The sequence below is a fragment of the Variovorax sp. YR216 genome (assembly GCF_900107745.1).
Taxonomy (GTDB): domain Bacteria; phylum Pseudomonadota; class Gammaproteobacteria; order Burkholderiales; family Burkholderiaceae_C; genus Variovorax.
In genome coordinates, this window is record NZ_FNRO01000020.1 from 72,819 (window position 1) to 87,220 (window position 14,402).

The window sequence follows — 14,402 nt, forward strand, 5'->3', positions numbered from 1 at the left end:
CACGACAAACTGACCCGCCATGCGCATTGTCGTGTCGCCTGACATCTTGCAGCCATACGTGTCGAACGCACGACCTCTGACCTATTGCGAGATCGAACGTCGCCGAGATTGAACACACCCTATGTATCGCGACCCAGCAGGTCGACGCCGGCGCGTGTCACCGCGGGGGGTTGAAGCCTCGCGACTCGCGCGGACACCTCGGGGCCCGAGCCACTCAAGACGAGGCGCCGATGTGACGAACATGGGGTCTCCACGCAAGGAAGCAGCGCGGCGGCACGCTCGCCTCCCGTTTCCAATCGGATCGCTCCATCACGGCCAAACATAAGTTATGGGTCCGATTCTTTTTAACTCTAGGTTGTTGCAGCCACGCAGCAGATGAAGCCGAATGGCCTCAGATTTCGCTCGCGCTCGCGTCCTCCGTGGACAGTCCTCTTACGATTGAGTCATGGGTGCAGGGTTGCAGGTGCGGGACGAGTTGAGCCAATCCTTCTTTTGGCTCCGGCAGTTCGAGATGAGGGTGCGAGGCGTCGATGGCGGCGCTCGCTGGTACACCTCTTCCGAATTGGAAGCACGCATTCAGTACTCCTGGTTCGAAGCCGCTGTCGCCGGCTCTCCAACGCTTTGCATCTCCAACCTTCGCTTCTTCAGCACCGTCGCCGGCCAAGGCTTCATTGAAGCCTTGGCCGACTGGTTCTCCAGCGCGCATCACGCGCTCGAGGCCGAAGTACTCGTCATTGAACATCCGGGCGGCGCTGCTTTGTGCGAGTGGCTTGCGGCCAGTGCATTCGAGCGCTCCGGCGCCTCTGGTGGGCTTGCCCATTCCTGGTACTTCAAGCGCACTCCCGTAAGGATCGAAGCGCCCATGGCAGCCAAGCCACCACAAGAGGCACTCACAGGCATCTGGCTAGGCCTCGAAGGATTCGTTGGGAAAAGCAACGCGAACGACGCGTACGAGGAAGAGGAGACACAAGTGGCATCTAAAGCAGCACTGGGCGGCAGCAATCGAGACGCGATCATGTCCGCACTTCGCAACTCCAAGGGTCCTGCTGACGGCTTCGTCGTGGCCAAGGCGGCCAAGGTGAGTCCTTTGCAAGCAACTCGAGCGATGGAAAAAATGGTGGCCGAAGGTCTGTTGGTCAAGAAGGACACTCTGGATGGCTTCAACGACCCCTCCGCCACTTTCGAAGCGATGCCTCCTCCCTAGCGAACAGGGTTGGCCGTCGCACCGTCATCCGGAGCGCTCCTCCTCCGAATTGATGAGGCATCGGATGTCCAACCGCCGTGTGTCCGAGGCACACTGGGTGAAAGTGATCCCGATCATCATGAACCACCCGAACCATCTTCCTCCCAGTCACCAGATCTTGAACGCCGCGCGCGATGCGAGTGGGGGCGACATCGCGCGGGCTATGCGTTGGTATCGGACCGAGCCGATCATTCCGCTGGAGTACAAGACTGCTGAAAGACTGGTTGCGGAAGGACGTGCGAACGACGTGCTTCTCGCGATGAGTTCCTCGGGGGTCGGCCTCACCAGGTGATGCGCGCAGGCCGTGCGCGTCGATCCCGAGAAATCGCGGCTGCATTGATTCAGCACAGCCATCGGGCGAATCAACCCCGGTCGCCGGCCCGGCCGGTTGTGACCCTGTCTTAAGCTTTGGACGTCGCTCTTCTTGAGCACGGCTCTGATGGTGCTCGAATACCTCAAATCGAATCCTTCTTGGGCGCGGGTGTAGTTGCCGGCAGTCCTGGTTCGGTAAAGGCGCTACAGCCAGGTGCGCCCGGTTCTCAGGCGGCACCGCGCCCGAGCAGGTCTTTCGGATCCTTTGGCGGTTCGATGCTTGGCGGGCAAGCTGCGCACGACGCTCGGTCCGTAGACCGGCGTGATCAGTGGTGCCCCCACTGCCCCGCAGGCCGCGGTGCAGTACACCGTAACGGGTGCCAATTCGGCTGGAGATGTTCAGGCACGTATCTCCATTGCCGTCCAGGACGCGACGGGGATCATCGGACCTCCACCCACGTTTGCGCCTCCGGCCACGATCTCCTATGAGGACGCTGGCTACGTGGGCGGTCAGCCTATCGTGCCGAACGTACCTGCACTGACCGGCGGCCCGCCCACGCTGTTCGCGGCGAGCCCCGTCCTTCCTGCCGGGCTCTCCCTCGTTACCACGACGGGCATTATCAGTGGCGCGCCTACGATTCCGCAGGACGCGACCGCCTACGCAGTGGCCGCCTCGAACTCGGCGGCTCAAGCCCAAACCACCCTGACCTGACCGTGATGGTCATCGGTACGTGGACGTGTCTGGCGGCAACGACATTTCCGGCATTCCAACAAACCAGGCTGAGTTGTTCGATCCGGTTTTCAGGAGCTTGCAACAGTTGCCACCCATGCAGAGCCCTCGCAAGGCACATACCTCCACCACAATAGATGCCCAACGGCCAGGTGGTAGTGGCAGGCGGCCGCGATGTCTCGCCCACCGGGATTGGCCCGGGTAGTGCCTGGCTTGCGCGCTGCCGCAGCGGGCATTCGCAGAGATTACGTGCCACGCCGGCCCGAGCCTGTGTCATTGACCGGGCTTCTCAATGGGCGCATATTGTTTGCCCGAATTTTCAACAGAAACGGAGGTGTGGCGATGACAACGATGGCCAAGCCCACGATCGAAGGTGTTCGGGAGCGCGCCCGCGGGCAGGTGATCACTCCCACCGACGACGGCTACGAAGGGGCACGCAAGGTCTACAACGGAATGATCGATCGGCGGCCCTCGGTCGTGATCCGGGCGGTCGACGTTGCCGACGTGATGGCCGGGATCGACTATGCGCGCGAGAACGGCCTCGATCTGTCGGTGCGCGGCGGGTCGCACAGCGTCCCCGGCTTCGGGACGTGCGAAGGGGGCGTCGTGATCGACCTCTCGCAGATGAAAGGCGTACGGATCGATCCGAATCGTAAGACGGCTCGGGCGGGCGGCGGGACCCTGTGGGCCGACTTCAATCACGCGACGTACCCGTTCGGCTTGGCGACGACCGGTGGGATCATCGGCTCGACCGGCATCGCCGGGCTGACGCTTGGCGGCGGCATCGGCTACCTCACGCGCGGGTTCGGGCTATCGCTCGACAACCTGCTCTCGGCGGATCTCGTAACGGCGGACGGACAGTTCCGCGTGGCGAGTGCCGCGGAGAACGAGGATCTCTTCTGGGCGATCCGCGGCGGAGGCGGGAACTTCGGCGTGGTGACCTCGTTCGAGTACCAGCTGCATCCGGTGAAGGACATTACGGCAGGCATCTTCTTCTATCCGATCGAGAAGGTGCGCGAGGTGTTGCAGTTCTACCGCGATTATGTGGCGAAAGCGCCGGAGGAAATGGGGCTGTTCCCAGCGTTCCAGATTGCCCCGCCACTGCCCTTCATCAAAGCAGAGGACCATGGCAAGACGTTCATTGCGATCGTCTCGTGTTGGGCGGGGGCGATGGACAAGGCCGACGCCGAAATGGCGAAGATACGCGGCGCGGCGCCGGTCGTTGCAGAGATGGTCGCGCCGATGCCGTACTACGTGATCAACGGCCTTTTCGATGCGCTGCTGCCTCCGGGCCTGCAGCACTACTGGAAGGCCTCATTCGCGACCGAGTTGACGGATGGCGCGATCGAGGTCCATGCCCGGTTCGGGCCGCAGGTGCCGGTGGTGAACTCCACGATGCACATCTACCCGATCAATGGAGCCTGCCACCGGGTGCAGCCTGATGCAACCGCATGGGGCCACCGCGACGCGAGCTTCGCGACCGTGATCGCCGGGATGTGGCCGGATCCCGCTGACAACGCCAGGAACACGAAGTGGGTAAAGGACTACTACAAAGCCCTGGAGCCCCACTCGCAGGCAGGCGGCTACATCAACTTCATGGCCGAGGACGACCAGGGCCGGGTCAAGGACAACTTTGGACCGCACTACGACAAGCTGGCGTCGATCAAGCGCAAGTACGACTCGGGCAACCTGTTCCACATGAACCAAAATATCCAGCCGTAGCATGGTAGTCGACGCGCGACGCGGGGTGGCATCTGAATCGTCCACCTCGGGTAGAGCGTGCCGTCGAGTAACTGCTCCTGGCGCCGGCGAACGACCGCTTCTCTGATCGGACCCGTTTGTCAACCGCAGGCTGTCTCTGTGTGCAAGTTGTGCCGGGATCGTCTGACACACCTCGCCATGCTGGTCGACGATGCAAATCGAGAGAGAGCGCAGCGACACATCGATTCCGGTCAAGTAGATCATTCGATCTCTCCGTCATGAAGGGCTACGAGTCTAGAGAGACAACCCCGCGGGCTACCGTGCCCGCCCGATCACCGATGCTCCTGGCCAAACTGAGCCGCGCGAGTGCAGTGCGAAAGCGGCCCTTCGACTGCAGCACAGCTGAGGACGACTGGATACCGGCACTCTGCGGGCGCCCCAGAAGGCCCAGCCTCTCTATCTTCCGCAGCGCCCGAAAATCACGGTGCCAACACCTCCCTTGCCTGACGAACATCGCCTGTTTCCATACTGTCAGCGAAGAATTGGCACACTGGGGCGAGCACTTCACGCGCATCATCAATGCGGCCTCGGGAGATAAGTAGTTGGGCCAGCCGTGTGGATGCCCGAAGTTCCACCAGGCGGTGACCACAAGCCCGCGCTTCCATGACGGCGTTTTGCAACCAGCTTGCGGCTTCCTCAGCTTCGACGTCAGGATCAAGCAAATCAACAAGCCCCCGCGCGTACGTTGCGAGCGGAAGCTCGATTGCTTCGCCGCTGCGTTGGCACGCGGCGCGGCCCTCACCCGCCTCTCGACGCGCCTCATCGAAGCGCGACATTTGGGCCAGAGCCATCGCGCGCCAGGCCCGTAGGTAGCCTTCGCTAGATCGCACCCCCATTGCTCTCAGGTATGCCATGCCCTGCTCGATCAGGTCCGCCGCGCGGACATGGTCCCCTCGTTGATAGCAGGCGACGCCTTCGAATACGGTCGCCCATCCAACAAAAAACGGCGCGCTTTGTGCACGGCAGAGTTCCACGCATTCCGAAGCCAGACGCGAGGCTTCCTGATCGTGTGCCGTCTCTGCGAATGGGAGCACGGCGACCGCGAGAGCAAGGGAGACACTGAAGGGATGGGAGATCTCCTTTGCATGTGCAACACCCATCCGAGCGTAAGTGAGCGCCATTGCAAAGTCGCCGGCCGCCGTGCAGATCATGCCCAGCCACGCGCTTGCGTAGGTCTTGATGTCAGCTCCGGTGAGGTAAATGAACGGCAAGTGCCGCCGCTCCTCATAGTGGCTTACTACAAACTGGAGCAGTTGACGAGCACGATCGAGTTGAGCCACATGGTAGAGAGATGTGCCGAGACACGACCGGGCAAAGACCAAGAGATCCTCGTCCCCGCATTGTTGCGCCACGGCTTCAAGCCTTTCGTAGGCCGCTACCGCCTTCCGATAGTCAGGCTCATTGGTTGCGTTGAACCCGATGGCTGAGAGGGCGTTGCAGAGCACCTGCAAGTCCGTCACCTCATCGAGCATGGACTCCACGGGCTCGAACAACTTCATCGCAGCTTCCGATGCAAAGCCGGCCAGAGCGAAATGGCAAACTCCACCGATCAGGCGCAAGGCCACCTCGAAGTTGACGCGTTGATCGGGCCCACATTGATTGACTATCGCGAGGCCAGCATAGACGTGCCCGATTGCTTCACGATGGCGCGATGCGAGTGAGGCCAACCGTGCCGCAGAAAGCCAGCGAGGCACGGCCTCATCGGTCAGGCCAGCCTTGGTGAAGTGCAGTGCGACTAGTTCCGGCTGCGATCGCCCAATATCAGGGAACTGGCTCTCCAACGCCCGCGCAATCTGGCCGTGCACGATCTGCCGCCGGCTTTTGAGGAGGCTTTCGTAGGCCGCATCCTGGACGAGTGCATGGATGAAGCTGTAGGTTGCGTCGGGCGAGCAACTTTGGAACTTGATCATTTGGTCCTCTGCCAGCTGGACCAGCGCACGCTGCAGTTGGTCGTCGGACATTGGAACGATCGCGGCAAGCAATGGAGTTGCGAACTCGCGCCCGATGCATGCGGCGATCTGTGCGATCTCTTTGATTTGGCCCAATCGGTCAAGCTTGGATGCGAGCGAGTCCCGTAATGTCGCGGGAATATCCAAGTGGACCAGCACACCGTCGAATACACGCTGGTCTTGTGCGCCGTGCGGGAGGCTGGCCTCAACAACCGTCTTGGCCAGCTCCTCGATGAACAGTGGCACGCCGTCGGCCCTGGAGATGATCTGCGCGAGCACGCCCGAAGGCAAGTCTTTGCCAGCGGTCAGGTGTTCGACGATCGACTTGCCTTCTTCATGCGACAGGCGATCTAGCGCGAGCGTCGTGAGATGACCAATATGGGACCAGGACACCGAGAACTCCGGTCGATACGTCATGATCATCATGACTGCCGCGTCACGAATGCGCTCGAGCACGACATTCAGCGCCTCGATCGTGCTGGGGTCCGCCCAGTGCAGGTCTTCGACAATCATCAGCACAGGCTGTCGGACGGTAGCGCGCACGACCTGATCTGCAAGCGCGGCCATCGTGGCTTCTTTTTGCCGTTGCGGCGACAGTACTCGCGGTGGGTAGCGCTCTATCGGCAACGACAACAGGGAGGCAAACAGCGGGATCGCTGCTGCCTTCTGCTCACCCTCGAGCACGAGCACCGACTCTAGCTTGTCGAGTTTGATCTCGGGTGGATCGCCGCGTTCGAATCCAGCCGCGCGTTCCAAATGTGCAATGAAGGGGTAGAGAGCCGATCCTACGTGATACGAGGAGCACTGCAGGCGGATACGGGTAGGTTGGGGTGACTCGATCCGTTGTTGCAGTACGTGAGCAATGCGGCTCTTTCCGATGCCAGGCTCCCCGGAGATCAGGACAACCTGCCCTTCGCCGGCTCGGGCACGTTTCCAGAGCACCAGCAGTTTCTCGAGCTCTCGATCTCGGCCGACAAAAGGTGTCAGCCCGCTCGCGCGTGTCGCTTCGAATCGGCCCTCAGCTCTCCCAACATCCAACACTCGGCTCACCTGCACAGGCGCGGCGATGCCCTTGAGCATGCGCGGACCGAGATCCACGAGTTCGAAGGTTTGCCCCAGTAAATGTCGAGTGTCAGGAGCGACGAGTATCTGGTCGGCATCCGCCAACCCTTGCAGCCTCGCAGCGAGGTTCGGCGTCGGGCCGACGGCGGCCTTCGGCACTGAGGCGTCGCCGGTTCCTGTGCCACCGATCACGACGGGGCCGGTTGCGATCCCGATGCGCACCTGTAGCCGCTTGGATACAGGGATACTCCCGACCGCGCTGACAATTTCACGTGCCGCGTGGACTGCGCGTTCAGCGTCGTCCTCGTGGGCTTGAGGCCAGCCAAAATAGGCCATCAGTCCGTCGCCGAGATATTGGGCGACATGGCCGGCGTATTGCTCGATCACACCGCCGCACACCTTTTGATACGCGTGCATCAGGTCGCGAAGCACCTCGGGATCAAGGTTGTTGGCCATTTCTGTCGATCCGACGAGATCGCAGAACAGTACGGTGATCTGGCGCCGCTCGGCTACCGAGGAACCTTCGGACGCCAACGAGTCCACGCGAAGTGAACGACCGGTGGAGGTCCCCGTGTCCAAGGCGGCAATCGCTCGAAGCAATAGCTTGCGGTGACCAAGAAGCACGCCGAGTGCGGCAAGGTCACTTTCTGCCAGCAGCGGCAGCGACTGCATGTCAACGCCATGCACCTCGAACGATTGGACATATCGATCGAGGCCGAGCTTGCCGAGCCAGGTTGAGAGTGTCTCCACCTTTTTCCCCGTTGGGCGTTACCGCATTGTGGGGGTTGGCGGGGCCTGTTGCCAAGGCTTACGGCTACGGCAGGAATTTGGCCATGCTTTCGAGATACACAACAAGAGCCAAGAGACCGATGTCCATGGCGTGCTTGAGCCCAAAAAACGCATAGAGCAACCTAGCAATCAACAGCGGCTGCCGGAGCGAGGCTTCAAGGCTGTTGCGTCGATGGCAACGATTCCACCTTGACCGAAAACAGTCGCCACTCACCCGGAATTCCACGAAGCAGGTGCGCTCCGCGGTCTTGAAATGTGATACCGGACCCGGCGACCAGGTCCTTGATGGTGGACGAGACGTCGGTGTTGCGCTCGACCCAGCCCCGGGGCTCGAGCTCATCCAAGTGAGCTCCATGCCCTCGCAACTCGGGTGTGCGTTCGGCTGCCGGCTGCCTCGTGGGGCGAGGTGCCCGTGTCGACCTCGCAAGTCAGCTGGCCAATCTGCTGTACATGCCAGTCACCTTGTCCATCACAACCAGAATGTTTTCGCTGGACGCGAAGATGTTCGCGCTCCGTTCCGGAGTCGGAGCGTCTGATCCACGTAGCGCAAGCGCAGCTGAATAGAACACCCATTGGTTGCGCGCCAGCTCGATCTCCTGCTTGATGGCCGTCGTCGCCTCGGGCGCGTTCGCAAGCACTTCAAGCGCAGACACAAACTCCGCGCGCGCCTTGTCCAACTCGGCCTGGCCGCTGGGGAGAGGGACCTTCCAGGCCATCGCAAGATAGAACTTCGCCACCCGCTGCGACAACATGCGTTGACGACCCGCGATGTTGACGAGCCGGCCAAGTGGCTTTCCGGACACCTGTTCAAGTTGCGAGGTGCCTTTGTTTGCCAGCGCCAGCACCTTGCCATCGAGCTCGATTAGCGCCGTTGCGTTCTCGCGTACCGGCGCTTGACCGACAAGCATGGCCTTGAGGTCGCTCCAATGCATCTCGAGTTCGCTGTACGTGGCCCTGACGTCGGGCGTCGGGGCAAACGCCTTGAGCTCAACGAGTTGGCGTTCGAACAGCGTCATCGAAGCCGCCAGAATTTCGTCCGCACGCTGGGTGACGATACCCTGACCGGCTGCCAGATAGGCCTTGACGACGCGCTGCGACAGCATGCGCTGACGCCCCGCCTTGTTGATCGCATCGTTCAGATCGATGGCCTGCGCAAAGTTGTTGCTGACGGTCAGCAGCGAAAGGCTGCCGAGCCATCCGATTGCGTTTCGGCGATTCATCGTGCTCCTCTGTGAATGTTTGGTTTGACGAACGTGCGCTAAGCAAACCGGGCGATGAGGGGAAAGGATCTCGCGCGTTAGTTTGGTAGGCCGTGGGGCGACACTTCGCTTGCGGTTCGCTCGCAAGCCACGTGCCACCACGGCCCCGAACTTGTCCTTCCGGGCCCCGCCTCAAAGGCAGAACGCGCTGGATCGTGAACAATGCCCGATCGACGCGGCGCCGGATCTACAGCCGCTAGGCGCGCCACTTGCGCTGTGTCAGGCAGTCCTTGGCCGGGCCAACGTTAGGGAGCTCGACTCTGAAGCTGTTCATCGCTGCGCCGTCAACGCGCAAGGCGCGCTCAGAGTCACGTAGGCGGCGACCGGGGCTGTCCGTACAAGCGAGTTCATCCAGAGTCCCTTGACGAGATCGGCGCTCCGCTCATGCTGAGAGCCGCTTACGGGCGTGAAGTGCTTTCCTCAGGAAGCAAGCCGCGGATGGGTTCCCGGTCCCGCCGCCCCTGATGTCCCCCGCGCTCGATGTGCGCTGGAGAAGTCAAGAGCCCGGCAGCGAACCTGCCGCCGGGCTGGAACCCCCGTTCATGCTGCGTTTGCCTGCGAGAGGCCGCCATAGACTACGTGAGAGGCCGTACCGGAAGCTCCCGCGTGAGCTCTACGCTCACCCGAAGAAGGTTCGCAGATCCGAGGGCGTTTCAGACCACGAGGAAAACATGCAGGTTTGTGGACGCGGTACAGCGTGCCAGCGGCGAGGGAGAGGGTCACGATTGCCGCCTGCGGCTTCGTCCCACCCAGAATGAGTGCGACCTGGAAAGACGCGCGTTCAGCGCCTCAGTACCGATAGCCCCGTTCGCCGCGATCATCCCAGTCGCGATGGTGATGGCGCCACGCCTCACCCCGCCAGTAGCCCGGCCCTGGCTGCACGTCGTACACGCGCGCCGGTCGGTAGTAGGCCGGCGGCGGCGGGTAGTACGCGCGCGGTGCCGGCTCGTAGTACACGGGCGCGGGCGCCGAGTAGACCGGCGCGGGTTGGTAGTAGCGCACGGGGCCCGGTTCGGCAACGCCGATTGCGACGCCCGGCACGTCGATGCCAACTGACCAGTTCGCGCCCGCATTGGCCGAGGCTGCGAAGAGTGCGCTGGCGGCCACGGCACCAACTGCGGCCAGTTTGAGAAAGGAGGAACGATTGAGGCTCACTGTGGGGCTCCTGTACGGGCGAACACCGCCCTTGCCTACCTACAACGCCCTGCGCCCATCGAATGTCACGTCGCTCACATGAAGAATGTTGCGACCCGTAACTGGAGCTCCCAAGTCGCCAGCGAGCCGCCAGCGGGCGGGTCAACCTTCGTGGTCACTGGCAGTCATTCTTTAGCCACGCGCGCGTTGCGAGCAGAGGGCAGCCAGTTTTGCGAAGACTCGCCCGGCGCGGGATGGCCTGACGATGGGTTTCTCACGGAATATCGCCCGCTGTTTTTCGAGCGCTGTCTGCAAAGCCACCCGGTTCGCCTCGCTGTAAGGCCAGACGCCCGACACGACGTGTACGCCCTGTGTCAAGGGCGTGACCGTAATGTTCACCACACCGATGCGCTCCATTGCCGAAGCGCGCGAAGCGGCTTGCTCTGCGGGACGGCCCAGCGCGTCGATGGGGCGCCCGAACGCGAAGCTGATCGCCTGGATTTGGGGAAAGTGCTCGGTGATGTATGCACAGATCTCGAAGAAGATGAGGCGGCCCACGTGTCGACGCTCGTTCAGGACGACCTGCGTCGGAATGAACGCCTCGATGTGAACCTCGGTGCCGTCTTTCAGGACTTCAACCGGGTCCAGTGTCCCGAGGAGCGTTCTCCCTTCGAAAACCTGCATGGGGCCACCGAGCTTGAACGGCAATCCGTGCGGCCCTGTGATCTTGATCTGCGTGGGTACCATCGGCATGCAACCGCGTTGGACGATCGCCAAGCCACTAGGCAAAGGCCGCGGCCGGCCTACCGTGCCTTGGCGCCAACCTGAAAAGGCTCACCGCCTGCACCAGGTTCCCGGCCTGCGCCTGAAGAGACTGCGCTGCCGCCGAAGCTTCCTCGACCAGCGCGGCGTTCTGCTGGGTGACTTCATCCATTTGCGTCACTGCCTGATTGATCTGGTCGATGCCTGCGGTTTGCTGCTGGCTCGCCGCGCTGATCTCTCCCATGATGTCGGTCACGCGGCGCACGCTTTCCACGATTTCCTCCATGGTTCGGCCGGCTGCTGTGACTAGCGTGCTACCGGCGTCGATCCTCGCAACGGAGTCCTCGATCAGCGCCTTGATCTCCTTGGCAGCCGTGGCAGAGCGCTGCGCGAGGCTGCGTACTTCCGATGCCACGACCGAGAAGCCCCGACCTTGCTCTCCGGCACGCGCGGCCTCGACCGCGGCGTTGAGCGCGAGGATGTTGGTCTGGAAGGCAATGCCATCGATCACGCCGATGATGTCGACGATTCGCCTCGAGGAGGTGCTGATGGAGTCCATCGTGTGGACCACCTGGCTCACCACGTCGCCGCCGCGGAGCGCCACCTCCGACGCCTGAACGGCAAGCTGGTTGGCCTGCAACGCGTTGTCGGCGTTTTGCCGCACAGTGGAGGTGAGCTCCTCCATCGACGCTGCGGTTTCCTCCAGCGAGCTGGCCTGTTCCTCGGTGCGTGAGGAAAGGTCCTGCGAGCCCGCGGCCACCTGCGACGAGGCGCTGACGATGATGTCGGTACCTCGGCGGACGTTGCCGACTACGTCGCAGAGGCTCTCGTTCATCGTCTTGAGGGCCTGCATCAGCTGCCCGATCTCGTCCCTCGAGCGTACCTCGATCCGGCTCGTGAGGTCGCCGCCCGCGACCACTGTGGCGACCTGCACAGCCTCCCGGATCGGCTTCGTGATCGTGCGGCTGAACCACATGCCGGCTACCGCACCCGCCATGCAGACACCCAGCATCAGCGAGAGGCTCAGCCATGTTGCCTGCTTTGCGTCCTCGGAAGCCTGCGCGGCGACGGCGGCACTGTCGGATTGGAATCGGCCCGCCACCTCGTCGAGCAGCCGCGCTGGCTCGCGGTCTACGCCGGCCACGGCCTTGTCGCCCACCGCCGGATCGAAGCCGCTGGTCTTGAAGGCTTCGAGTCCCTTGCGGTAGCCCTGTCCCATGGCCGCGTGAGCGGCGGCGAACCTCTTCACCAACTCGAGGTTCTCGCCCAGTGGCAGCGACGCCTGCAGCGCTTGGGTGGCCTTGGCGACCTTGCTCTCCTGCTCCTCGAAGGCCGACCAGTACGCCGACAGCTTGGCCGGATCCTTGCCGCGCAGCAGCGTGTTCTTCCATTCCTGCACCTGGACCTTGAAGTCCACCAGCACTTGCATGACCGCCTGCTCGTCCGCGGTGCGTGCCTGCACGGTTGTGCGATAGGTGTCGATGGCGCGATTGAGCGACAGCATCCCGTAGAGGGCAGCTGCCAGAAGCAGCGCAACGCCGGCGGCGAATGCCAGTGGAAGCTTGGTGCTGAGTTTCATGAGGCGGTCTTCAGGGTGGGCCAGTCGATGGGGGATAGCGCCAGCCCTCGTCGCCACGCGCCGACTACGGTCGCCTTCCCCTCACCACCGGGTTATCGGCCATGCCCGCCAAGACTTGAGGGTCTACTGGCTTCAGGGCTACCGTCAGCGCCAGATGTCGAGGCATCGATTTCCAGCGGACGCCGACAGGTCACACTTGAAGCGGTATTTCCTTCCCGGGAACTTTTCTCGCTGGATCCTCACCTTTGAGGATTGCGTGACCCACCCGTTCGCATAACGTCCCCGGCGACCGAGCGGCGGCTGCCCGGGCGCACACGAAGAGCAATCACCAGAAGGAATCGGATGCTGGATCGCGGCCATTTTGACAACGAGACCTTGGCGGCCATGGACGATATTGCCCTACTGCTGCACATCAAGACTACGGTGAGCGAGACCAATGAAACCCTCAAGAACGCGGAGGGGCTGGACGCTCGTCGTTCCAAGCCATCTGCCAAGCGCGTCATGAAGGCGGCGCGTGCTGCCGCCGAGGATCTGCTGAAGGAGGCGTTCGTACGCAAATCGAATCGCAGCTATCGCGAGATCCAGCGTCGGAACTTGCCCGATCTGATGGTGGCCCTGGAGTCCGCGACCCTTCTCGCCAGGCAGGAGCACGCTGTAGGCAAGGGAGTCCTTGATCGGCTCGTGGTGCACCCGCTGCAGGAACTGACAGAGCGCTGGAAAGCGGTGGTGCGCGAGAAGTCTTCGGACAAATGATGAAGGTGCGCCCGCAACGCATGGAGGATGCGAAATCAGGAGCCCCGTGGAAGTCGTCCAGCAGGCCGATCGTGCGCGACAGCTCCAGGGCGCCCGAGCAGGACTTCGAACTGATTACTTCCTTGAGAATCGGGCACGTCGTCAAGCACCTGTCAACAGAGCGAACTCCTGCGTGGGTTAGTGCATGCGCCTCAACAGCTCTCCGACGCCCAACTGCGCGGCGCGCCGGCTCGATGATGCCGCTGAAGACTGGGCGACCGAAGCAAGAGGGAAGCTGAGTCGGCGCGGCTCTCGCCTCGCACGACGCTTACCCCGCGCGCAGGTCCGACCCGAGGGGCTTGGGCCGCTGGCTTGGATGCAGGAGGGTTGAGTAGCCTTCCCAGCTGTGTCTGTCGCTCGCCGGTAAGAGGCCTCTGCGACCAAGCGTAAGGAAGCGCCGGTGCCCGGCTTCAATCGCCTCGACCATTTCGAGCTCGCGCCGTACCTGACGCACAGCATCGTCATCATCTCCATAGCGAGCCGTCAGGTCACCCAGCAGACTCGTTAACTCAAAGATGTATCGGGACATGATTTCGCTCCTCACGAACGGGCGGGCATCGAACGGTCGAGCAGCAGGGGTTCAGCTTGCTCGGCCGAGCAGGATAGCCTTCAGCAGGACCGCCTTGTGACAAAAATGTGTCAGCTCGCGTCCGCGGGGTCGCTGTCAAGGGAGCCGCATCCATTCGTGGGGTTGTCGCTGGCGCCTGCCGCATGGGAATCGGAGAATTGCTGCATTGCAGCAAACATGGACTGCGCGATGAAACGAAAGGCACCGGAAGAACGCATCCCCGTGACGGACCAAGTCGGGAAGCGACATGTCGTCCTGCGATACGTGGAGGTGGAGACGAGCCCTCCCCCAGGGAAACAACAGCGGACGACAGAGGTGATCGAGTACCGTCTCGAGGCAGGTCGCAGCGTCGTGCGAACAGGTGCCGATACTTTTCAGACGGCCGACGGATTGCTCTTGTTGAGAGTCTTGGAGTCGTAGGCCTGCCGGTATTGAGCGGCACACATGCGCTGGGTGCTTGGG

10 protein-coding genes are annotated in these 14,402 nt (G+C 62.4%); 5 read left to right on the forward strand and 5 right to left on the reverse strand.

Features of this window, described 5'->3' with window-relative positions; translation table 11 throughout:
• Nucleotides 1–445 precede the first annotated feature (445 nt).
• The 4 genes from BLW05_RS30600 (at nucleotide 446) to BLW05_RS30615 (ending at nucleotide 4,007) form a co-directional block, all read left to right on the forward strand.
• On the forward strand, nucleotides 446–1,204 hold the full coding sequence (locus tag BLW05_RS30600; protein WP_093167779.1) for a hypothetical protein: 759 nt from the start codon (nucleotides 446–448) through the stop codon (nucleotides 1,202–1,204).
• Nucleotides 1,205–1,268: 64 nt separating this feature from the next.
• Complete coding sequence (locus BLW05_RS30605) at nucleotides 1,269–1,535, forward strand: hypothetical protein (RefSeq protein WP_256330562.1); 267 nt, start codon at nucleotides 1,269–1,271, stop codon at nucleotides 1,533–1,535.
• A 378-nt stretch (nucleotides 1,536–1,913) separates the two neighbouring features.
• Nucleotides 1,914–2,267 carry a putative Ig domain-containing protein gene (locus BLW05_RS36925; protein ID WP_093167781.1) on the forward strand — a complete coding sequence of 118 codons (354 nt, stop codon included), beginning with the start codon at nucleotides 1,914–1,916 and terminating at the stop codon, nucleotides 2,265–2,267.
• Nucleotides 2,268–2,561: 294 nt separating this feature from the next.
• Nucleotides 2,562–4,007: an FAD-binding oxidoreductase gene (locus BLW05_RS30615; RefSeq protein WP_256330563.1), complete on the forward strand. Its 1,446-nt coding sequence runs from the start codon at nucleotides 2,562–2,564 to the stop codon at nucleotides 4,005–4,007.
• Nucleotides 4,008–4,465: 458 nt separating this feature from the next.
• Here BLW05_RS30615 and BLW05_RS30620 read toward each other — a convergent pair whose 3' ends face one another.
• The 5 genes from BLW05_RS30620 to BLW05_RS30645 all read right to left on the reverse strand — a co-directional run bounded on the left by BLW05_RS30620 (nucleotide 4,466) and on the right by BLW05_RS30645 (nucleotide 12,580).
• Nucleotides 4,466–7,807, reverse strand: a complete 3,342-nt coding sequence (locus BLW05_RS30620; protein WP_093167783.1) for an adenylate/guanylate cyclase domain-containing protein — start codon at nucleotides 7,805–7,807, stop codon at nucleotides 4,466–4,468.
• A gap of 467 nt (nucleotides 7,808–8,274) precedes the next feature.
• Entirely contained in the window at nucleotides 8,275–9,066 is a 792-nt protein-coding gene (locus BLW05_RS30630; RefSeq protein ID WP_093167787.1) for a type IV pili methyl-accepting chemotaxis transducer N-terminal domain-containing protein, read from the reverse strand.
• Nucleotides 9,067–9,894: 828 nt separating this feature from the next.
• Entirely contained in the window at nucleotides 9,895–10,260 is a 366-nt protein-coding gene (locus BLW05_RS30635; protein ID WP_177142878.1) for a hypothetical protein, read from the reverse strand.
• 171 nt (nucleotides 10,261–10,431) lie between these two features.
• The gene (locus BLW05_RS30640) at nucleotides 10,432–10,992 is read right to left on the reverse strand and encodes a hypothetical protein (RefSeq protein WP_093167788.1); all 561 of its coding nucleotides are present in this window, start codon (nucleotides 10,990–10,992) and stop codon (nucleotides 10,432–10,434) included.
• A 28-nt stretch (nucleotides 10,993–11,020) separates the two neighbouring features.
• Nucleotides 11,021–12,580: a methyl-accepting chemotaxis protein gene (locus tag BLW05_RS30645; RefSeq protein WP_093167790.1), complete on the reverse strand. Its 1,560-nt coding sequence runs from the start codon at nucleotides 12,578–12,580 to the stop codon at nucleotides 11,021–11,023.
• A gap of 342 nt (nucleotides 12,581–12,922) precedes the next feature.
• Here BLW05_RS30645 and BLW05_RS30650 point away from each other — a divergent pair, with 342 nt between their 5' ends.
• Nucleotides 12,923–13,333, forward strand: a complete 411-nt coding sequence (locus tag BLW05_RS30650; protein WP_093167792.1) for a hypothetical protein — start codon at nucleotides 12,923–12,925, stop codon at nucleotides 13,331–13,333.
• The last annotated feature ends 1,069 nt before the right edge of the window (nucleotides 13,334–14,402 follow it).

Coding starts and splice junctions, on each gene's coding strand:
- BLW05_RS30640 (WP_093167788.1), bottom strand. CDS start 10,992: ATGCCGATGGTACCCACGCAGATCAAGATCACAGGGCCGCACGGATTG.
- BLW05_RS30630 (WP_093167787.1), bottom strand. CDS start 9,066: ATGAATCGCCGAAACGCAATCGGATGGCTCGGCAGCCTTTCGCTGCTG.
- BLW05_RS30600 (WP_093167779.1), top strand. CDS start 446: ATGGGTGCAGGGTTGCAGGTGCGGGACGAGTTGAGCCAATCCTTCTTT.
- BLW05_RS30650 (WP_093167792.1), top strand. CDS start 12,923: ATGCTGGATCGCGGCCATTTTGACAACGAGACCTTGGCGGCCATGGAC.
- BLW05_RS30605 (WP_256330562.1), top strand. CDS start 1,269: ATGTCCAACCGCCGTGTGTCCGAGGCACACTGGGTGAAAGTGATCCCG.
- BLW05_RS30645 (WP_093167790.1), bottom strand. CDS start 12,580: ATGAAACTCAGCACCAAGCTTCCACTGGCATTCGCCGCCGGCGTTGCG.